Consider the following 18,770-nt stretch of genomic DNA (forward strand, 5'->3'; position numbering starts at 1 on the left):
CCCTAGCGGTACGAGGGGGCGGGGCCGAAGCACGCGTCCGCCTACTGGACGCACCCGCTCACCTGTGCGGATGCGTCATCAGACGGGCTGTCGGGAAGGGTTCGGGCCGGCTGCTGCGCGGCTGTGTTCACGCAGGCTGCTGCGCAGCTGTGCCTACGCAGGCTGCTGCGCAGCCGCGATGCGCTCGTTGCGGAGCGCCTCGTACCAGCGGTCGTCGGTCGGCGGCAGCGCGTTCACGTCGAGGGCCAGCTTGAGCAGCAGGTCCGCGATCTGCGGGTTCCGGGCCAGCACGGGGCCGTGCATGTACGTACCGAAGACCGTGTCGTTGTACGCGCCCTCGGTGCCGTCCCCCGTGCCGTTGCCGTTGCCGAAGCGGACCTGGGCGAGCGGACGGGCGCTGGGCCCGACGTGGGTGACACCCTGGTGGTTCTCGAAGCCGGTCAGCGGGGGCAGGCCGAGGCGCGGGTCGATGTCGCCGAGGACGTCGCCGACGCACCGCGCGCCCTCGCCGCGGGTCGAGACCACGTCGAGCAGGCCGAGGCCGGGCTCGCGCTGGCCGAGGTCGTTGATGAACTCGTGGCCCAGGATCTGGTAGCCGGCGCAGACGGAGAAGACGATCGCGCCGTTCTCCACCGCCCGGTGCAGGCCGCCGTCGCGGCGCAGCCGCTCGGCCGCGAGCCGCTGCGGCCGGTCCTCGCCGCCGCCGATCAGGTAGATGTCGCCGGAGGTCGGGATCGGCTGGTCGCTGCGCACGTCGAGCCGGGCCACGTCGAGGCCGCGCTGGCGGGCCCGGCGCTCCACGACGAGGGCGTTGCCCTGGTCGCCGTAGGTGCTGAGCAGGTCCGGATAGATCCAGACGATCCGCAGTTGGTTGTCGCTCACGAAAATCCCCTGAAGTCTCGCGGTCAGTTGCCGACGCGGCGGCGCAGGTCCTGGAAGGCGGTGTAGTTCGCGATGACCTCGATGCGTCCCGGCGGGCACAGCTGCACCGCCTGGTCGAGGTCCTCGCACACCTGGAACTGCTGGTTCGCGACCTCCAGGCGCACCGCGAGGTCCAGCTTCCGGTCGCCGACCACGCAGATCGGGTGGCCGGTCAGCCGGGTGTAGTCCACGTCCCACAGCCAGGAGGTGTCGGTGCCGTCGGCGCCGCGCGCGTTCACCGAGAGGATCACCGGGGCCGGCGGCGGGTCGATCAGGGAGAAGGTCTCCAGCCAGCCCGCCGGGTTCTTGGCGAGCAGCAGGCGCAGGTCGCGGCCCTGGAACTGGACGACGTCGTAGCGCCCGGCGACCGCCTGCACCTGGTACATGCGCTCCAGGGCGACCTGGGGCGGCACCCCGAAGACGGCGGCGACGGCGGCCGAGGAGGCGGCGTTGGCCTTGTTGGCGCGGCCCGGCAGCTGGAGGTGGATGGGCCAGGCGGAGCCGTGCGGGTCCAGGACGTGGTCGCCGGACAGGGCCCAGCTCGGCGTCGGGCGCCGGAAGCCGCACTCGCCGCAGAACCAGTCGTCGCCGGGGCGCTGCATCACGCCGCCGCAGGACGGGCAGGACCAGGCGTCGTCCTTCCACATCTGCCCCGCGGCGACCCAGATCACGTTGGGGGAGGAGGACGCGGCCCACACCACCAGCGGGTCGTCGGCGTTGGCGACGACCACGGCCTTCGAGCCGGCCAGGCCCTCGCGCCAGTTCTCGGCGAGCATGCGGGTCTCGGCGGCGCGGTCGAGCTGGTCGCGGGAGAGGTTGAGCAGCGCGATGCACTTCGGGTCGGTGGCCTGGGCGACGCCGACGAGGTACTTCTCGTCGACCTCGATGACTCCGTACCGGGACTCCGCGCCGCCCGCGAGCGCCGAGGTGATGCCGGCCGGCATGTTGGCGCCGAGCGCGTTGGAGACGACCGGGCCGGCCGCCTTGAGCGCCTCGGCGATGAGCCGGGTGGTGGTGGTCTTGCCGTTGGTCGCCGAGACGAGGGTCACGTCCAGGTGCCCGGCGAGCCGGCCGAGGAGGTCGGGGTCGAGTTTCAGCGCGACCCGGCCGCCGATCACCGAACCGCTGCCGCGCCCCGCGGCGCGCGATGCCGCCGCGACCGCCTTGCCCGCGGTCACGGCGATCTTGGCCCGCGGCGTGAGCGGGTCCGAGTTGCCTGCCATCAGTTCTCGATCCTCCTTGCCGTACGCGCCGCGCCTGAAGCCTGTGAAGCCTGACGGCCACGTGGTGTGGACCTCAGCCTATCGAGATCCATTCGCACTCCCGAATCGCGGCACCGGCCACCGGGTTCCGGCGGTGGGCGCGTGCCGCCGGGGGACACAGGGACCTTACTCTGACCGCCATGCGACACGGCTCCATCCCGGGCGCCCACGGGCGCGTCCGTTCCCTCGGCCTCCTCGGCGACCCCGTCCTGCACGCCCCCTGCGCGGAGGTGACGGACTTCGGTCCGGAACTCGCGGCGCTCGTGGAGGACTTGTTCGCGACCATGTACGCCGCCCACGGTGTGGGCCTGGCCGCGAACCAGATCGGCGAGGCGCTGCGCGTCTTCGTGTACGACTGTCCGGACGACGAGGACGAGCGGCACCTGGGGCACGTGGTGAACCCCCGGCTGGTGGAGACCGGCGGAGTGGTGGTGCGCGGTCCGGAGGGCTGTCTGTCGCTGCCGGGTCTGGAGGCGGGGACCGAGCGGTACGACGAGGCGGTCGTGACGGGCTTCACGCTGACCGGGGAGCCGGTCACCGTAAGCGGTACGGGGTTCTTCGCCCGGTGCCTCCAGCACGAGTGCGACCACCTGGAGGGGCGGGTCTACGCCGATCGCCTGACCGGGCGGCGGCACCGGAAGCTGATGCGCCAGGTGGCGCGGGCGTCCTGGAACCGCTGAGAGGGCCGCGCCGAGGGCGGGGATCAGGCCCTCAGAACCCCGGGCCGCCCGCCTTGTCCCCGGCCTCGGCGAGGCGGCCCCACAGCAGGTCGGCCAGGGTACGGACCAATTCCTCCCGGGGGCAGGGCCGTTCGCCCAGCCACCAGTCCCCGGCGGCGTGCATCATGCCGACGATCCCGTGCCCCCAGACCCGGGCCAGCTGCTGGGTGCCCGGTCCGACGTCGAGGCGCTCCTCGATGACCTGGGCCAGCTCCTCGCCCATGCGGCGCAGCAGCGGCGCCGAGTGCTTGCCGATGTCGAAGCCCTGCTCGGCCTGGTCGCCCGGGGCGCCGGCGCTCTCCGCCGGGTGCATCAGGAAGCGGTACACCTGCGGGCGGGCCTCGATGGCCGCCAGATAGGTGTCCAGGGTGGACTCGACGCGCTGCCGCCGCTGAGCCGGGGCGTCCAGGGCGGCCCGCAGTGAGGCGAGGAGGGCGTCCGTGTGCCGGACGGCGAGGGCGGCGTAGAGTCCGCCCTTGTCGCCGAAGTGGCGGTACAGGATCGGCTTGGTGATCCCGGCCTCGGCGGCGATGGCGTTCATCGAGGCGTGCGGACCGTCGCGCAGCACCACCCGGTCGGCGGCCTCGAGCAGCTCGCGCCGTCTGCGGTCGGCGGTCGTCTGCTGATCGGTCCGCTGCGTGGTGTTCATGTGCTCTCCCCACCCGTGCTGTTTCGGTGACGCCTGCGCAAACTAACACTCACGGGACGAGGGCCATCGAACGGGAGGGCGAGGGGGTCCCGGGAGTTGACTTTTCCTACCCGTGGGTAACACACTCGGGGTTACCGCAAGTAACATGCACGGGCGTCACTGGAGGGGACATGGCCGAGTTCACCATGGAGCTGAGCGACGAACAGAAGGAGGTCCGGGACTGGCTGCACGGCTTCGCGGCCGACGTCATCCGCCCCGCGGCCGCCGAATGGGACGAGCGCGAGGAGACTCCCTGGCCGGTCATCCAGGAGGCCGCCAAGGTCGGCATCTACTCCCTGGACTTCTACGCCCAGCAGTACTTCGACTCCACCGGCCTCGGCATCCCCATGGCGATGGAGGAGCTGTTCTGGGGCGACGCGGGCATCGCGCTGTCGATCGTCGGCACCGGCCTCGCCGCCGTCGGCGTCCTCGCCAACGGCACCGAGGAGCAGATCGGCACCTGGATTCCGCAGATGTACGGCGACGCCAACGACGTCAAGGTCGCCGCCTTCTGCTCCTCCGAGCCCGACGCCGGCTCCGACGTCGCCTCCATGCGCACCCGCGCCGTGTACGACGAGGCCAAGGACGAGTGGGTGCTCAACGGCACCAAGACCTGGGCGACCAACGGCGGCATCGCGAACGTCCACGTCGTCGTCGCGGTCGTCGACCCGGACCTGGGCTCCAAGGGCCACGCCTCCTTCATCGTCCCGCCGAACACGCCGGGGCTGTCCCAGGGCCAGAAGTTCAAGAAGCACGGCATCCGTGCCTCGCACACCGCCGAGGTCGTCCTCGACAACGTGCGCGTCCCCGGCTCCTGCCTGCTCGGCGGCAAGGAGAAGCTGGACGCCCGCCTGGCCCGCGCCCGGGAGAAGGCCAGGAAGGGCGGCGAGCGCGTGAAGAACGCGGCGATGGCCACCTTCGAGGCGTCCCGCCCGGCGGTCGGCGCGATGGCGGTGGGCACGGCCCGGGCCGCGTACGAGGTGGCGCTGGAGTACGCGCAGACGCGGGAGCAGTTCGGACGCCCCATCATCGACAACCAGGGCGTCGCCTTCCAGCTCGCCGACATGCGGACGTCCATCGACGCGGCGCGGCTGCTGGTGTGGCGGGCCTCCTGGATGGCCATCAACGGCAAGCCGTTCACGGCGGCCGAGGGCTCGATGTCCAAGCTCTTCGCGAGCGAGACCGCGAAGAAGGTGACCGCCCAGGCGGTCCAGATCCTGGGCGGCAACGGCTACACGCGGGAATACCCGGTGGAGCGGATGCACCGCGACTCCGCGATCTACACGATCTTCGAGGGCACGAGTGAGATCCAGCGGCTGGTGATCGCGCGGACGCTGGCGGGCATGCCCATCCGCTAACCGTGCCTGAGCGGGGTCAGCTGCTCGATGTCGTACTTGGCCCGCAGTGCCTCGATCGCCTCGTGGTCCGGCGGCCCCCCGTCGCCCAGGATCTCCAGCAGCTCCTCGAAGTAGCGCTCGTGGTCCGGCGGCGGGCTGGCCTGGAAGAACATCTTGGCCGGCTCGCCCGTCGGGTTCGCGAACGCGTGCGGGCAGCCGGGGGGTACGACGATGACCGTGCCCGGGGTCGCGCGGACCACTCGGTTGCCCGAACTCGACTCCCACTTCTGCCAGTTGTCCGGCGTGCGGATCCTCGGTTCGAAGGCGAGCACGTCCAGCTCGCCCTCGAGCACGTAGAACAGCTCCTCGCTGCGGGTGTGCACATGGGCGCCGACGTCGAAGCCCGGGGGCACGATGACCTCGAAGGTGGAGGCCATGCGCGAGTGCGAACCGGTCACCTTGAAGGTCACGTGCTGGGCCGGCGCCTGCACCACCCGGCCCTGGCCCGGCGGCACCAGCAGCCCCTCGGCCGCCGCCACGAGGCCGCTCACCAGGTCACCGGCAGGGCCTCGGGCCCGCGGATCAGCGCACCCTTCTTGAAGGGCACGTCCTCGGGCGCCACCGCGAGCTTCAGCCCCGGCACCCGGTCCAGGACCGCGTCGACGAGCAGCTCCGACTCCAGCCGGGCCAGCATCCCGCCCGGGCAGTAGTGCGGGCCGAAGCCGAAGGACACGTGCGGGTTGGGGGAGCGCTCGAAGTCGATCGTGTCCGGGTCGGCAAAGACCTCCGGGTCGCGGTTGGCCGCCAGGTAGGACACGTAGACCGCGTCGCCCGCCCGAATCCGCACGCCCTTGATCTCGACGTCCTCCAGGGCGATCCGGGACAGCCCGACGGCGTTGCGGTGGGGGATCCAGCGCAGCAGTTCGTCGATGGCGCGGGGACGGATCTCCGGCTCGGAGCGCAGGCGTTCGGCCAGCTCCGGACGAGTCAGCAGCAGGTGGAACATCTGCCCGCTGTTGTTGGTGACCGCCTCGCCGCCGATCTGGAGCAGCACCGCGAGCCCGACCGCCTCCGCCGGCGTGATCTCGCTCCGCCCCACGGCGGCGCCCAGCAGCGAGGTGACGTCCTCGCCGGTGCTGTCCGACCGGAGCCCGATGAGATCCGAGAAGTAGGCGTTCATCTCGTTCTTGGCCCGCTCGCTGACCTCGGCGCCGTGCGAGGAGGACAGGATCAGCTGGGTCCAGGTGTGCATGGCGTGCCGGTCGGTGGCCGGCACACCCATCAGCTCGCAGATCACCGCGGTGGGGAAGGGGCTCAGCACGGCCTCGGTGAGATCGGCGGGCGGTCCGGCCTGCAGCATGGCGTCGACCAGTTCGTCGAGCATGCCGCGGGACCGCTCACGCACGCGCTCCACGCCCCGAGCGGTGAATGCCGCGGCCACCGAGCGGCGCAGCCGGGTGTGGTCGGGCGGGTCGAGGAAGCCGACCGCGCCGCGCGCCGGGATGAAGTGCGGGGCCAGCCGGGTGACCTGCCGGTCCATGACGGCCTCGCGGCCGAACCGGGGGTCGTTGGTGACCAGGCGGACGTCGTCGTGGCGGGTCACCAGCCAGGCCCAGCCCTCGCCGTTGGGCAGCGAGATGCGGGTGACGGGGCCCTCGCGCATCAACTCGGTCAGCACCGGGTCGAAGTCACTGCCGGGCAGGTCGACGGCCGGCCAGTCCCGGACGGGCGGCACGGTCTGGGGAATCGTTTCTTCGCTCATGCCTGCCTCACACTCCGCGTCACACCCTGGGACACGTCCCGCGCCATGTCCTGCCGCACGCTCCGCCGCACGTCCGCGGTCTGCCAGCAGCCCACGGACATCTCCGCGGTGATGCCGGGGCCGAAACCGGCCAGCAGCCCGCGTGCCCCGTCCTCGACGCCGCCTTCGTCGAAGAGCCTGCGCAGCGCGTCCAGGACGACGGCGCTGGCGATGTTGCCGTACTCGGTGAGCGTGGCCCGGCTGAAGCGGAAGGCGTACGGGTCGACCTGCAGAAACTTGCTGAGATCGTCGAGGATCCGCGGACCGCCCGCGTGCACGATGTAGAAGTCCAGGTCGGAGGCGTCCCAACCGTGTTCGCCCGCCAGGCTCTTGAGCGCCGGCGCGAGCGGTTCCATGGTGGCCGGCACCCGCTTGTCCAGCAGGAAGTGGAAACCGGTCGCCTTCACGTCGTACATGATCCACTCTTCGGTCTTGGGGATCAGGTACGAGCCGTTGCGCTCCAGGCGCACTCCGGTGCCGCCCCGGCCGCGGACCACCGCGGCGGCGATGCCGTCGCCGAAGAGGCCGTTGGAGAGCAGGGAGCCCACGCCGATGTCGGTGGGCTGGTAGCACAGCGAGCAGAACTCGCAGGCCACGATCAGCGCGTTGGCCTCGGGATAGGCGGTGCAGAAGTCGTGCGCCCGGTTGATCGCCGCGCCGCCGGCCGCGCAGCCCAGCTGGGCGATGGGTATCTGCCGCGTGGTGCTGTCGAAGCCCATCTCGTTGATCAGCCACGCCGTGAGCGAGGGCATCATGAAGCCCGTGCACGAGACGTAGATGATCACGTCGATATCGGTGGTGAGCAGCTCCGCGTCGTCCAGGGCCCGCTGGATCACGGCCGGGACGCGGGACTTCGCCTCCCGCTCGTAGAGCTTGTTGCGGTCCTCGAAGCCGGGGTGCTTCAGCGTCTCCTCGATGGGCTGCACGATGTGCCGGGTGCGGACCCCGGTGTTCTCTATCAGCCGGAGCGCGAGCGGCAGTTGAGGATGGTCGGTGTGACGCCGGCGCGCCAGCTCCAGCGTCTCCTCCATCGTGATCACGTGCTCCGGGACGGACACCGAGGGTCTGCACAAAGTCGCCATGAACCGTGCCTGCTTTCGCCTCGCGGAAGGCTTGCGCCCCCCGGCCGGAAAGTGGTGCACCTTTTCAGGGGTGCCCATCCACGATCACCCACCGGGGCGGTGATCTCTCGCCGGGTTACTCCGTCTCGGGGACAGCGGGGACAGCGGGGACAGCGGGGACAGCGGGGACAGCGGGGACGGCCGGGCCAGGCGCCGTCAGGAGGAGCGGTCGCTGCTGTGGGCGATGCATGCCACGTCGATCCGGTCGGCCAGCTTGGCCAGCTCGATGGTGAGGGCCGCGACGGTGTCCTCGTCCAGGCTCTCCTCGCCGGTCTCCACCAGCCGCAGCCACCGCCCGCCGACCGTGCGCAGCAGCTTGCTCACGTCGGACGCGGCGACCTGGAGCGTGCCGCGGTCGTCGACGATCAGAGGCAGGGTCACTTCGCGGTTCACAAAGGGGATCGTAGTCGCGGAAGGCTCACGCTCCGTGCCATACGGTGGTGATGTTGCAGAACTCCCGGATTCCGTGCCCGGACAGCTCACGCCCGTAGCCCGAGCGCTTGACCCCGCCGAACGGGAACGCCGGATGGGACGCCGTCATGCCGTTGACGTACACGCCGCCCGCCTCCAGGTCCCGGACGAACCGGTCCACGTCGGCGTCGTCGCGCGTCCACACGTTGGAACTGAGCCCGAAGTCCGTGTCGTTGGCGATCAGCACCGCCTCGTCCAGGTCGGCCGCCCGGTACAGCGTGGCGACCGGTCCGAAGGCCTCCTCGCGGTGGATGCGCATCTCGCGGGTGACGCCCGCCAGGACGGTCGGCGGGTAGTACCAGCCGGGACCGTCCGGGCGTTCGCCGCCGCACAGCACCGTCGCGCCGCCGCGCACCGCGTCGTCGACCAGCTCCACCAGGTCGTTCAGGCCCTGCTCGCTGGAGAGCGGACCGACCTCGGTCTCCTCGTCCATCGGGTCGCCGACCCTGAGCGCCCGCATGCCCTCGGTGAAGCGCTCGGCGAAGGCGTCGTACACGTCCGTGTGCACGATGAACCGCTTGGCGGCGATGCACGACTGCCCGGCGTTCTGCGTGCGCGCGGTCACCGCCACCCCGGCGGCCCGCTCGACGTCGGCGGACGGCATGACGACGAACGGGTCGCTGCCGCCCAGCTCCAGCACCGTCTTCTTGATCATCTCCCCGGCGGTGGAGGCCACCGCGCGGCCCGCGGGCTCGCTGCCGGTGAGGGTGGCGGCCCGCACCCGCTCGTCGCGCAGGACGTCGTCGACCTGGGCGGAGCCGATGAGCAGGGTCTGGAAGCAGCCCTCGGGGAAGCCCGCCCGGTGGAACAGGTCCTCCAGGTACAGCGCGGTCTGCGGCACGTTCGAGGCGTGCTTGAGCAGTCCGACGTTGCCCGCCATCAGCGCGGGCGCGGCGAAGCGGATCACCTGCCAGAGCGGGAAGTTCCACGGCATCACCGCGAGCACCGGGCCGAGCGGCCGGTAGCGGACCAGGGCCCGGGAGGCGCCGGAGTCCTTCACGTCGGCGTCGGCGGGCTCCTCGTCGGCCAGCAGCTCCGCCGCGTGGTCGGCGTACCAGCGCATCGCCTTGGCGCACTTGGCCGCCTCCGCGCGGGCCTGCTTGACCGGCTTGCCCATCTCCGTGGTGATGACCTTGCCGATCTCCTTCTGGTCGGCCTCCAGGAGATCGGCGGCCCGGCGCATCAGCCCGGCACGCTCGTAGAACCCCGTGGTCCGGTACGTGCGGAAGGTGGCCTCCGCGAGCTCGATCCGGCGCTCGATCTCCTCCTCGCCCATGGCCTCGTACGTCCTGAGCGTCTCGCCGTTCGCCGGGTTCACCGTCGCGATGGGCATGGCCGACCTCCCTGGGTGCGCAATCGTGCTTCGACCTTGGCGCGCGGCGTGGGGTGCCGCAACGCGGACGGGTCGCGTCGTTCCTCGTGGCGTCTCGTCAGTGCGAGTGCTCAGCCAGCCGGTCGAGAAACGCGGCCTGCGCCTTCACGATCACCTCGCGGGCCCTCTCCAGCCCGATCCACGCCACCCGGTCCAGCTCGGGGAACTCCTCGGTCCGTCCCGACCTCGGTGGCCACTCCATGCGGAAGGTGCCGGGGACGACCGTCGCCGGATCGAGGTCGGCCTCGACGGCCCAGACCGTGACGACCTTCCCGCCCGCCTGCCGCACCTCGCCGAGCGGGACGGCCTCGCCCTCGGGCGGCGGCAGCCCCAGCTCCTCCTCGAACTCGCGCCGGGCCGCCTCCCACGCGGGTTCCGCCGGGTCGTACTCGCCCTTGGGGACGGTCCACGCCCCGGCGTCCCGTCGGGCGTAGAACGGGCCGCCCATGTGACCGAGGAGCACCTGGAACTCCCCGCCGGGACCGCGCCGGTGCAGCAGCAGGCCCGCGCTGCGTCTCACGGGGCCACCCCGGGGTGAGCGGCGAGCAGGGCCTCCACGGTGTCCGCGTCCTCGGGGCGCTTGTCCTCGCGGTAGCGGACCACGCGGGCGAAGCGGAGGGTGACGCCGGCCGGGTAGCGGGTGGAGCGCTGGAGGCCGTCGTAGGCGATCTCGACGACGAGTTCGGGGCGTACGGTCACGCCCCAGCCGTGTTCCTCGACGGCCAGCTCCCGGAGGCGCTCGGTCTGCCAGGTCAGCAGCGCGTCGGTCATGCCCTTGAAGGTCTTGCCGAGCATCGCGAAGGAGCCGTCGGGGGTACGGGCGCCCAGGTGGAGGTTGGAGAGCTTTCCGGTGCGGCGGCCGTGGCCCCATTCGGCGGCGAGCACCACCAGGTCGAGCGTGTGGACCGGCTTGACCTTCAGCCAGGACGCGCCGCGCCGGCCCGCGCTGTACGCGGCGTCGAGGCCCTTGACGACGACGCCCTCGTGCCCGCGCGCCAGCGTCTCGGCGAGGAACTTCTCCGCGGCACCGGTCTCCTCGGGGCCGTGCACCAGCGTGCGCCGTACCCGCAGGGGCTCGGGGACCAGCCGGGCCAGCTCCGCGTGCCGCTCGGTCAGCGGCAGGTCGAGCAGGTCGCGGCCGTCGACGGACAGCGCGTCGAAGAACACCGCCGAGACGGGGACCGTCCGCGCCGCCGTGGCCACGTCGGTGCGGGAGCCGACCCGGCCGGCGGTCTCCTGGAAGGAGCGGGGGCGCCCGCTCGCATCCAGGGAGATCGCCTCGCCGTCCAGGATGAACCGCTCGCCGGGCAGCGCCAGGGCCGCCTCGGTGACCTCGGGAAGCCGGTCGGTGATCTCGTCCAGGGTGCGGGTGTAGATCCGTACGGCGTCGCCGTCCCGGTGCACCTGGACGCGGATGCCGTCCAGCTTCTCCTCGACAGCGGCGGTGCCCAGCTTGCCGACGGCCTCGGCGACCGATGACGCGCTGTGCGCCAGCATCGGCAGCACGGGCCGGCCGACGGTGAGCCGGAACCCGTCCAGGGCGCCGGGACCGTCGGCCAGCAGGGCCTCGGCCACCGTCTGGAGCGACCCCGCGAGCATCACCGCGCGCCGCACGTCCGCCGGGGGAGCCTCCGTGGCCGCGGCCAGGCCCTCGACGGCGGCCGCGTCCAGGGCGCCCTGGCGGACCTCGCCGGTGAGCAGCCCGATCAGAAAACGCTGCTCGTCCTCCGTGGCCGCGCCCATCAGCTCGCCGACCAGCCGGGCCCGCTCGGCCTGCGAACCGGCGCCCGACACCGCGCCGAGCCGGGTGAGCCGCGCGTCGACGTCCCGGACGGTCAGGGTCGGTTCGGCGGCGGGCGCGACCCGGCGGCTCAGCACCTTCCAGCCGACGCCGATCCGGCCCTGCGGGAGCCGTCCGGCCAGGTACGGGATGACGACCGGTACGTCCGCCGCCTCCGCCTCACGGAACAGCTCCGCGAGCAGGACGGTCTTGCGGGACCGCGCCGACGTGGCGGCGACCTCCCGGGACACCTGGGCCAACCGGGCAAGCAGCATGCAGTCATGGTGCACCGGAGAGGGCGTACGTACACCCCGCGGACGCCGGGCTGCCCCGCGGGGGCGTCGTGTACCGGGTGCACCCTCCCGAGTGCTTTGCGGGGCCCTCACTCCGCGACGGCCGCGTCCAGGTCCGACATGATCAGGTCGCCGACGACCGCCGCCGCCGCGCGGTAGCCGCCGCCGGCCGCGTGGACGACCTGCTCGGCGAAGCCCATGGCGTTGCCGGCGGTCCACACGCCCGGCACGGTCGTCCGGCCCGTCGGGTCCACCACGGGGTAGGCGCCGAACGGCGTCTCCTGCAGCTCCGCCCCCAGCCGCTCCATCAGACCGGTCTGCGGGACCGCCTTCGGGGCGACGAACAGCACCGTACGGTCGTGCGCCGTGGCGTCAGCCAGCCGGACCCCGGTGAGCCGGTCGTCCTCGACCCGCAGGCCGGCCACCTCGCCGGGCACCACCTTGACCCCGGCCGCGGCGAGCCGCCGCAGGTCGTCGTCGGACAGTTCCCGCTCGGCGACCGTGTGCAGGAAGAGCGTCACGTCGTCCGACCAGCCGGACACCATCAGGGCCTGGTGCACACTGAGCGGACCGGTGGCCAGGACGCCGAAGCGCTCGTCCCGCACCTCCCAGCCGTGGCAGAACGGGCAGTGCAGCACGTCCCGGCCGTACCGCTCGGCGACCCCGGGCACGGCCGGCAGCTCGTCCCTGAGCCCGGTGGTGACGATCAGCCGACGGGCGTGCACGGTGTCCCCGCCGGCCAGCTCCACCGCGAAGTCCTCGCCGCGGTGGACGTCCACGGCACGGTCGCGGACCAGCTCCACTCCGTAGCGCGCGATCTCCTCCCGGCCGAGGGCCAGGAACTCGGCGGGTGGCATGCCGTCCCGGGTCAGGTAGCCCTGCATGTGGTCCGAGGGAGCGTTGCGCGGCTCGCCGGCGTCGACGACCAGGGTGCGCAGCCGTGAGCGGCCCAGGACGAGCGCGGCGGAGAGTCCGGCCGCGCCGCCACCGACGACGACCACGTCGTACTGCCCGGTCAGATCCTTCTTCTCGGTCGTGGTGCTGTTCTGGGTCATGGTGACCACCTCCACGTAGAAGGTCGCTCGATGCCCCGGGATTGACAAACGTATTTGCCGGTTCTGCAATAAGCACATGACGACTGCAGACGACGTTCTCGCCGGTGTCGGAACCAGGCTCCGCCAGCTTCGCAGGGAGCGGGAGGTGACGCTGGCGAGCCTGTCCGAGACCACGGGTATCTCGGTGAGCACCCTGTCGCGGCTGGAATCGGGCCTGCGCAAACCGAGCCTCGAACTGCTGTTGCCGATCGCCCAGGCCCACCAGGTGCCGCTGGACGAACTGGTCGGCGCCCCGCCGGTCGGCGACCCCCGGGTGCGCGCCGAGCCGATCGTGCGCCACGGCCGCACCCACTGGCCGCTCACCCGGCAGGCGGGCGGCCTCCAGGCGTTCAAGGTGCTGGAACCCCAGCGCAGGCAGGAGCCGGACCCGCGCACCCACGAGGGGTACGAGTGGCTCTACGTCCTCTCCGGACGGCTGCGGCTCGTGCTCGGCGAGCACGACGTGGTGCTGTCGGCGGGGGAGGCCGCCGAGTTCGACACCCGGGTTCCGCACTGGTTCGGGTCGACGGGGGAGGGGCCGGCCGAGTTCCTGAGCCTCTTCGGCCCGCAGGGGGAGCGGATGCACGTACGGGCGAGGCCCGCCCGGTCCTGACGGTCGTGACGTACGACTGCGTGGAAGCTGTTCCCCGAACGGCAAGCGACCGCTTAGTATGCGGAGGACCCGGTCGGACGACGCAGTCGGTGGAGGCCCCGCATGCAGGCATGGCAGGTGCACGAGAACGGCGAGCCGGGCGAGGTGATGCGCCTCGCGGACGTGGCGCCGCCCACGCCCGGCGAGGGCCAGGTCCTGCTGAAGGTCCGCGCCGCCAACATCAACTTCCCGGACGCCCTGCTGTGCCGGGGCCAGTACCAGGTCCGGCCGCCGCTGCCGTTCACGCCGGGCGTCGAGATCTGCGGCGAGACCGAGGACGGCCGCCGCGTCATCGCGAACCCGGCGCTGCCGCACGGCGGCTTCGCCGAGTACGCCCTCGCGGACGCGCGCGCCCTGCTGCCCGCGCCGGACGCCCTGGACGACGCCGAGGCCGCCGCCCTGCACATCGGCTACCAGACCGGCTGGTTCGGCCTGCACCGCCGGGCCCGACTGGAGGCCGGCGAGACCCTGCTCGTCCACGCCGCCGCGGGGGGCGTCGGAAGCGCCGCCGTACAGCTCGGCAAGGCGGCCGGCGCCACCGTCATCGGCGTCGTCGGTGGCCCGGAGAAGGCGGCCGTCGCCCGCGAGCTGGGCTGCGACGTGGTCGTCGACCGGCACGGCGAGGACGTCGTCGCCGCCGTGAAGGAGGCCACCGGCGGCCGGGGCGCCGACGTGATCTACGACCCCGTCGGCGGCCCGGCCTACGCCCAGTCCGCCAAGGTGGTCGCCTTCGAGGGCCGGATCGTCGTCGTCGGCTTCGCGAGCGGCACGATCCCCAGCCCGGCACTGAACCACGCGCTGGTGAAGAACTACACGATCCTCGGCCTGCACTGGGGCCTGTACAACACCAAGAACCCCGCACTGGTCCGGCACTGCCACGAGCAGCTCACCGAGCTGACCGCACGGGGCGCCGTCAAGCCGCTGGTGAGCGAGCGGGTGCCGCTCGACGGGGCGGCGGACGCCGTGCAGCGCGTCGCCGACGGCAGGACCACCGGCCGGGTGGCCGTCGTACCGGAGAAGGCGGTACCGGAGAAGGCGGTACCGGAGAAGGCGGTACCGGAGACGGAAGTGCCGAAGAAGGCAGTACCGGAGAAGCTGGAGAAGGGAACCGCCGCATGACCGACGCAGCGGAACTGCGCCGACGTACCCGCGAGTTGCTGGCCGCGCACCCACCGGCCGCCACGGACCGCCTGGACTTCCTGCGGGCCCGCTTCGACGCCGGACTCGCCTGGGTGCACTACCCGGAGGGGCTCGGCGGACTCGGTGCCCCGTGCTCCCTCCAGGCCGTCGTGGACGCCGAGTTGGCGGCCGAGGGCGCGCCCGACAACGACCCCCGGCGCATCGGCATCGGCCTCGGCATGGCCGCACCGACGATCCTCCAGTACGGTACCGACGAGCAGAAGCGCCGGCTGCTGCGCCCGCTGTGGACCGGGGAGGAGGTCTGGTGCCAGCTGTTCAGCGAGCCGGGCGCCGGGTCCGACCTGGCCGCCCTCGGCACGCGCGCCGTCCGGAACGGCGAGGACTGGGTCGTCAACGGGCAGAAGGTGTGGACCTCCAGCGCCCATCTCGCCCGCTGGGCCATCCTCATCGCCCGCACCGATCCCGAGGTGCCCAAGCACCGGGGCATCACGTACTTCGTGTGCGACATGACCGACCCCGGGGTCGAAGTGCGGCCACTGCGCCAGATCACCGGCGAGGCCGAGTTCAACGAGGTCTTCCTCACCGACGTCCGCATCCCCGACTCCCGGCGCCTCGGCGAGATCGGTGACGGCTGGCGGGTCGCGCAGACCACGCTCAACAACGAGCGGGTCGCCATCGGCGGCACCCCGATCCCCCGCGAGGGCGGCATGATCGGCAAGATCGCCGCGACCTGGCGGGAGCGCCCCGGACTGCGCACCCACGACCTGCACCAGCGGCTGCTCGGCCTGTGGGTCGAGGCCGAGGTCGCCCGCCTCACCGGCGTACGCCTGCGCCAGCAACTGGTGGCGGGCCAGCCCGGCCCCGAGGGCGCCGGCATGAAGCTGAACTTCGCCCGCCTCAACCAGGAGATCAGCGGCCTGGAGGTGGAACTCCTCGGCGAGGAGGGCCTGCTCTACGACGACTGGACCATGCGCCGCCCCGAGCTGGTCGACTTCACCGGCCGCGACGCCGGGTACCGCTACCTGCGGTCCAAGGGCAACAGCATCGAGGGCGGGACCAGCGAGGTCCTGCTGAACATCGTCGCCGAGCGCGTCCTGGGCCTGCCCGCCGAACCGCGCACCGACAAGGACGTCGCATGGAAGGACCTCGCCCGATGAGCGCACAGTCCGAACCCGCTCTCCTCTACTCGGAGGAGGAAGAGGCGCTGCGCGCCGCCGTCCGGGACCTGCTCACCGACCACTGCGACCCGGCGGGCGTCATCACCCGCACCGAGTCGGCCGCTCCGCACGACGTTTCGGTGTGGAAGGCCCTCTCCGACTCGATGGGCCTCGCGGGCCTGCTGATCCCCGAGGAACTGGGCGGGCAGGGCGCCACGCACCGGGAAGCCGCCGTGGTCCTGGAGGAGTTGGGACGTGCCGTCGCGCCGGTGCCGTACCTGACGAGCGCCGTCGTCGCCACCGAGGCGCTGCTGGCCTGCGGGGCCGAGGACCTGCTCACCGAGCTGGCTGCCGCCACGACCGTCGCCGCGCTGGCCGTCGGGCTGCACGTCGCACCGGGTGGCGCCGTTCCGAGCGTGCGACTGGAGAGCGGGGGCCTGCACGGGGAGTTGACGGCCGTCGCGGACGCCGCCGTCGCCGACGTGCTGCTGGTGCCCGCCGACGACGGGGGCCTGTACGCGGTCCGCGCCGCCGACGCGACCGTGACTCCGCAGGTGTCGCTCGACCTCACCCGGCCGGTGGCGCGGGTGACCCTCGACGGCGTGTCCGGGCGTCGGCTCGGCGACGCGGGGCCCGCCGTGCGCCGGGCCCTGCGGGCCGGTGCCGGGCTGCTCGCCTCCGAACAACTGGGCCTCGCCGACTGGCTGCTGACCGAGACGGTCCGCTATCTCAAGGAACGCAAGCAGTTCAACCGACCGGTCGGCGGCTTCCAGGCGCTCAAGCACCGGCTCGCCCGGCTGTGGCTGGAGGTGGCGGGCCTGCGCGCCGCCGCCCGCAGCGCCGCCGACGCCCTGGCGACCGGCGAGGACACCGACGTGGCCGTCGCCGTGGCCCAGGCGTACGCGGCCCGGGTCGCCGTCCACGCCGCCGAGGAGGCGCTGCAACTGCACGGCGGCATCGGCATGACGTGGGAACACCCGGTCCACCTCTACCTCAAGCGGGCCAAGGCCGACTCGATCGCATACGGGGCCGCGGGCACCCACCGCGCGGCGCTGGCCGAACTGGTCGACCTGCGAGCTCCCTGACACCCGTACACCCGTACGCGTGTGCGCGTGTGCGCGTGTACGGCCGCGTCGACCGGGAATGCCCGCTCCCCTCGTCGGGGGCGGGCATTCCCGTGCGCCCGGCGCGGGGAAGTGAACGACCGGCGGCGGTCCGGCCAACTCCCCGCACGGCTCTGCTCCGTGAGGCCACCGGGACCCCATACTCACTGGGTCCCGTACGGCACTTCCAGGGAGGCAGAGCATGGCCCTCACCACCCGACGCAGAGCCCTCACCACCCTCGGCGCCGCCCTCGCGGGCGCGGTCGCCCTGCCCGCCGGCACCGCGCTGGCGTCCGAAGGCAGGCACGGGCCGCGCCCGTTGTGGCGCGCGCACGCCCACAACGACTACGAGCACCCCCGTCCCCTCCTCGACGCCCTCGACCACCGCTTCGGCAGCGTCGAGGCCGACATCTACCTGGTCGGCGGCCAACTCCTCGTCGCCCACGACCCGGAGGACCTCGACCCGTCCCGCACCCTGGAGTCGCTCTACCTCGACCCGCTCGCCGCCCGCGTCCGCGCGAACCACGGTCGCGTGTACCGGCGGGACCGCGGCTCCCTGCAACTCCTGATCGACATCAAGACCGAGGGCGAGTCGACGTACCTCGAACTCGACCGGCACCTGCGCCGCTACCAGCACCTGTTCACCTCCTGCGCCCACGGACGCGTGTTCCCGGGCGCGGTCACCGCGGTGGTCTCCGGCGACCGGGCCGCCCGCGCGCCCATGGAGGCCCAGCGCACCCGCCGGGCCTTCTACGACGGCCGGCTCACCGATCTCGGCACCGCCGCACCGGCCTCCTTCGTCCCTCTGATCAGCGACAACTGGACGCTCAACTTCACCTGGCAGGGCGTGGGCGCCTTCCCGGCGGCCGAGCGGCGCCGGCTGCGGGAGATCGTGGGTGCGGCCCACGCCCGCGGGCAGCGGGTGCGCTTCTGGGCCACGCCCGACGTGGCCGGGCCCGCGCGGGACGCCGTGTGGGGCGAACTGCTCGCCGCCGGTGTCGACCATCTCAACACCGACGACCTCGCCGGTCTGGAGGCCTTCCTCGACGCCCGCCGGGAGCGGTAGGGGCAGGCGCCGGAATACCACTCGTTCGGAGGACAGGTCAGCCGCACGGACGAACCCTCCGCTACGCCACACTTGCGGCCGAACGCCGCGAAGTGGACGTGGCGGAGGAGGTTGACGATGGCCGTTTCCATCTCTGTGGTGCTCTTGCTGTTCATCCTGGCGGTGCTCTTCCTGCGCAACGGCGGGCTGAAGGTCTCGCACGCACTGGTGTGCCTGCTGCTCGGCTTCTACCTGGCGAGCACGAGCATCGCCCCGACCATCAGCAGTGGGCTGACCGCGACGGCGGAGATCGTGAGCAGCCTCAGACCGTAGAACGTCGAGGAGGTGCGCGAGGGCTAGGCGTCCACGACCCGGGAACGGATGAGGAAGCGCACCCCCTCGGGCGCCTCCAGCGAGAAGCCGCTGCCCCGGCCCGGGACGACGTCCACGATCAGCCGGGTGTGACTCCACACCTCGTACTGACTGCGCGACATCCAGAACTCCACCGGCTCCGCGACGCCGTCCACGGCCAGTTCGCCGAGCAGGACGTCCGAGGCGCCGGTGCGGAACTCGCCGGCCGGGTAGCACATGGGGGCGCTGCCGTCGCAGCAGCCGCCGGACTGGTGGAACATCAGCGGGCCGTGCGCCTCGCGGAGCCGCCGCAGCAGTGCGGACGCCTCGGGGGTCAGCTCGACGCGCGGGGTCTCCTCGTATGTGTCGCCCATACCGCCATGTCAGCACGGGGAACGTTGCGAGTGCGTTGCGCGGCGCCGGTGGCGGGAGTCAGGCGGCCGGGCGGCCGGGCAGCCGGGTG

Annotated in this window: 20 protein-coding genes; 8 read left to right on the forward strand and 12 right to left on the reverse strand. The window is 72.5% G+C overall.

What is annotated here, in order from left to right; all coding sequences use genetic code 11:
* Positions 1-153: 153 nt before the first annotated feature.
* Both ABS735_RS12010 and ABS735_RS12015 read right to left on the reverse strand, forming a co-directional pair.
* Positions 154-882 carry a type 1 glutamine amidotransferase gene (locus ABS735_RS12010; RefSeq protein ID WP_373906063.1) on the reverse strand — a complete coding sequence of 243 codons (729 nt, stop codon included), beginning with the start codon at positions 880-882 and terminating at the stop codon, positions 154-156.
* Between the two features lie 23 nt (positions 883-905).
* On the reverse strand, positions 906-2,144 hold the full coding sequence (locus tag ABS735_RS12015) for a Mur ligase family protein (RefSeq protein ID WP_373906062.1): 1,239 nt from the start codon (positions 2,142-2,144) through the stop codon (positions 906-908).
* 179 nt (positions 2,145-2,323) lie between these two features.
* On the opposite strand from ABS735_RS12015, the gene def reads away from it, so the two are divergent.
* On the forward strand, positions 2,324-2,863 hold the full coding sequence (gene def, locus ABS735_RS12020) for a peptide deformylase (protein ID WP_373906061.1): 540 nt from the start codon (positions 2,324-2,326) through the stop codon (positions 2,861-2,863).
* A 31-nt stretch (positions 2,864-2,894) separates the two neighbouring features.
* Here def and ABS735_RS12025 read toward each other — a convergent pair whose 3' ends face one another.
* Positions 2,895-3,551, reverse strand: coding sequence for a TetR/AcrR family transcriptional regulator (locus tag ABS735_RS12025; protein ID WP_373906060.1), 657 nt, complete (start codon positions 3,549-3,551; stop codon positions 2,895-2,897).
* 170 nt (positions 3,552-3,721) lie between these two features.
* On the opposite strand from ABS735_RS12025, the gene ABS735_RS12030 reads away from it, so the two are divergent.
* Complete coding sequence (locus ABS735_RS12030) at positions 3,722-4,948, forward strand: acyl-CoA dehydrogenase family protein (protein WP_373906059.1); 1,227 nt, start codon at positions 3,722-3,724, stop codon at positions 4,946-4,948.
* On the opposite strand, the gene ABS735_RS12035 is transcribed toward ABS735_RS12030, so the two are convergent.
* The 8 genes from ABS735_RS12035 to ABS735_RS12070 form a co-directional block, all read right to left on the reverse strand.
* Positions 4,945-5,478 (reverse strand): cupin domain-containing protein, encoded by a 534-nt coding sequence (locus tag ABS735_RS12035; RefSeq protein WP_373906058.1) that lies wholly within the window; start codon positions 5,476-5,478, stop codon positions 4,945-4,947. The genes ABS735_RS12030 and ABS735_RS12035 overlap by 4 nt on opposite strands.
* Positions 5,475-6,689 (reverse strand): cytochrome P450, encoded by a 1,215-nt coding sequence (locus tag ABS735_RS12040; protein ID WP_373906057.1) that lies wholly within the window; start codon positions 6,687-6,689, stop codon positions 5,475-5,477. The genes ABS735_RS12035 and ABS735_RS12040 overlap by 4 nt, the downstream gene beginning before the upstream one ends.
* Complete coding sequence (locus ABS735_RS12045; protein WP_373906056.1) at positions 6,686-7,888, reverse strand: type III polyketide synthase; 1,203 nt, start codon at positions 7,886-7,888, stop codon at positions 6,686-6,688. Before ABS735_RS12045 ends, ABS735_RS12040 begins: the two co-directional genes overlap by 4 nt.
* 117 nt (positions 7,889-8,005) lie before the next feature.
* Positions 8,006-8,242 carry a DUF6213 family protein gene (locus ABS735_RS12050; RefSeq protein WP_328559173.1) on the reverse strand — a complete coding sequence of 79 codons (237 nt, stop codon included), beginning with the start codon at positions 8,240-8,242 and terminating at the stop codon, positions 8,006-8,008.
* A 25-nt stretch (positions 8,243-8,267) separates the two neighbouring features.
* A complete protein-coding gene (locus ABS735_RS12055) occupies positions 8,268-9,653 on the reverse strand; it encodes an NADP-dependent succinic semialdehyde dehydrogenase (protein WP_373906055.1) in 1,386 nt (461 codons plus the stop codon).
* A 97-nt stretch (positions 9,654-9,750) separates the two neighbouring features.
* Positions 9,751-10,212 (reverse strand): NUDIX hydrolase, encoded by a 462-nt coding sequence (locus ABS735_RS12060; protein ID WP_373906054.1) that lies wholly within the window; start codon positions 10,210-10,212, stop codon positions 9,751-9,753.
* Entirely contained in the window at positions 10,209-11,747 is a 1,539-nt protein-coding gene (locus tag ABS735_RS12065) for an ATP-dependent DNA ligase (RefSeq protein WP_373906053.1), read from the reverse strand. The genes ABS735_RS12060 and ABS735_RS12065 overlap by 4 nt, the downstream gene beginning before the upstream one ends.
* Before the next feature lie 107 nt (positions 11,748-11,854).
* Entirely contained in the window at positions 11,855-12,820 is a 966-nt protein-coding gene (locus ABS735_RS12070; protein ID WP_373906052.1) for an NAD(P)/FAD-dependent oxidoreductase, read from the reverse strand.
* A 76-nt stretch (positions 12,821-12,896) separates the two neighbouring features.
* On the opposite strand from ABS735_RS12070, the gene ABS735_RS12075 reads away from it, so the two are divergent.
* The 6 genes from ABS735_RS12075 (at position 12,897) to ABS735_RS12100 (ending at position 18,289) form a co-directional block, all read left to right on the forward strand.
* Positions 12,897-13,472 (forward strand): helix-turn-helix domain-containing protein, encoded by a 576-nt coding sequence (locus ABS735_RS12075; protein WP_373906051.1) that lies wholly within the window; start codon positions 12,897-12,899, stop codon positions 13,470-13,472.
* A gap of 102 nt (positions 13,473-13,574) precedes the next feature.
* On the forward strand, positions 13,575-14,630 hold the full coding sequence (locus ABS735_RS12080; RefSeq protein ID WP_373906050.1) for an NADPH:quinone oxidoreductase family protein: 1,056 nt from the start codon (positions 13,575-13,577) through the stop codon (positions 14,628-14,630).
* The gene (locus ABS735_RS12085; protein WP_373906049.1) at positions 14,627-15,808 is read left to right on the forward strand and encodes an acyl-CoA dehydrogenase; all 1,182 of its coding nucleotides are present in this window, start codon (positions 14,627-14,629) and stop codon (positions 15,806-15,808) included. Before ABS735_RS12080 ends, ABS735_RS12085 begins: the two co-directional genes overlap by 4 nt.
* Complete coding sequence (locus ABS735_RS12090; protein ID WP_373906048.1) at positions 15,805-16,893, forward strand: acyl-CoA dehydrogenase family protein; 1,089 nt, start codon at positions 15,805-15,807, stop codon at positions 16,891-16,893. Before ABS735_RS12085 ends, ABS735_RS12090 begins: the two co-directional genes overlap by 4 nt.
* Before the next feature lie 220 nt (positions 16,894-17,113).
* Positions 17,114-17,977, forward strand: coding sequence for a phosphatidylinositol-specific phospholipase C/glycerophosphodiester phosphodiesterase family protein (locus tag ABS735_RS12095; RefSeq protein WP_373906047.1), 864 nt, complete (start codon positions 17,114-17,116; stop codon positions 17,975-17,977).
* A 117-nt stretch (positions 17,978-18,094) separates the two neighbouring features.
* Entirely contained in the window at positions 18,095-18,289 is a 195-nt protein-coding gene (locus ABS735_RS12100) for a hypothetical protein (RefSeq protein ID WP_061446032.1), read from the forward strand.
* Between the two features lie 23 nt (positions 18,290-18,312).
* Here ABS735_RS12100 and ABS735_RS12105 read toward each other — a convergent pair whose 3' ends face one another.
* Entirely contained in the window at positions 18,313-18,681 is a 369-nt protein-coding gene (locus tag ABS735_RS12105) for a DUF779 domain-containing protein (protein WP_373906046.1), read from the reverse strand.
* Positions 18,682-18,770: the final 89 nt, after the last annotated feature.

Origin of the sequence: Streptomyces sp. MMCC 100 (assembly GCF_041538145.2) — a bacterium.
GTDB lineage: Bacteria > Actinomycetota > Actinomycetes > Streptomycetales > Streptomycetaceae > Streptomyces.

Bases quoted from the DNA above. Each gene is read 5' to 3' on its own strand.
- ABS735_RS12015 (WP_373906062.1), bottom strand. From the start codon at position 2,144: ATGGCAGGCAACTCGGACCCGCTCACGCCGCGGGCCAAGATCGCCGTG.
- def (WP_373906061.1), top strand. From the start codon at position 2,324: ATGCGACACGGCTCCATCCCGGGCGCCCACGGGCGCGTCCGTTCCCTC.
- ABS735_RS12025 (WP_373906060.1), bottom strand. From the start codon at position 3,551: ATGAACACCACGCAGCGGACCGATCAGCAGACGACCGCCGACCGCAGA.
- ABS735_RS12030 (WP_373906059.1), top strand. From the start codon at position 3,722: ATGGCCGAGTTCACCATGGAGCTGAGCGACGAACAGAAGGAGGTCCGG.
- ABS735_RS12040 (WP_373906057.1), bottom strand. From the start codon at position 6,689: ATGAGCGAAGAAACGATTCCCCAGACCGTGCCGCCCGTCCGGGACTGG.
- ABS735_RS12045 (WP_373906056.1), bottom strand. From the start codon at position 7,888: ATGGGCACCCCTGAAAAGGTGCACCACTTTCCGGCCGGGGGGCGCAAG.
- ABS735_RS12055 (WP_373906055.1), bottom strand. From the start codon at position 9,653: ATGCCCATCGCGACGGTGAACCCGGCGAACGGCGAGACGCTCAGGACG.
- ABS735_RS12065 (WP_373906053.1), bottom strand. From the start codon at position 11,747: ATGCTGCTTGCCCGGTTGGCCCAGGTGTCCCGGGAGGTCGCCGCCACG.
- ABS735_RS12070 (WP_373906052.1), bottom strand. From the start codon at position 12,820: ATGACCCAGAACAGCACCACGACCGAGAAGAAGGATCTGACCGGGCAG.
- ABS735_RS12075 (WP_373906051.1), top strand. From the start codon at position 12,897: ATGACGACTGCAGACGACGTTCTCGCCGGTGTCGGAACCAGGCTCCGC.
- ABS735_RS12080 (WP_373906050.1), top strand. From the start codon at position 13,575: ATGCAGGCATGGCAGGTGCACGAGAACGGCGAGCCGGGCGAGGTGATG.
- ABS735_RS12085 (WP_373906049.1), top strand. From the start codon at position 14,627: ATGACCGACGCAGCGGAACTGCGCCGACGTACCCGCGAGTTGCTGGCC.
- ABS735_RS12090 (WP_373906048.1), top strand. From the start codon at position 15,805: ATGAGCGCACAGTCCGAACCCGCTCTCCTCTACTCGGAGGAGGAAGAG.
- ABS735_RS12095 (WP_373906047.1), top strand. From the start codon at position 17,114: ATGGCCCTCACCACCCGACGCAGAGCCCTCACCACCCTCGGCGCCGCC.
- ABS735_RS12100 (WP_061446032.1), top strand. From the start codon at position 18,095: ATGGCCGTTTCCATCTCTGTGGTGCTCTTGCTGTTCATCCTGGCGGTG.
- ABS735_RS12105 (WP_373906046.1), bottom strand. From the start codon at position 18,681: ATGGGCGACACATACGAGGAGACCCCGCGCGTCGAGCTGACCCCCGAG.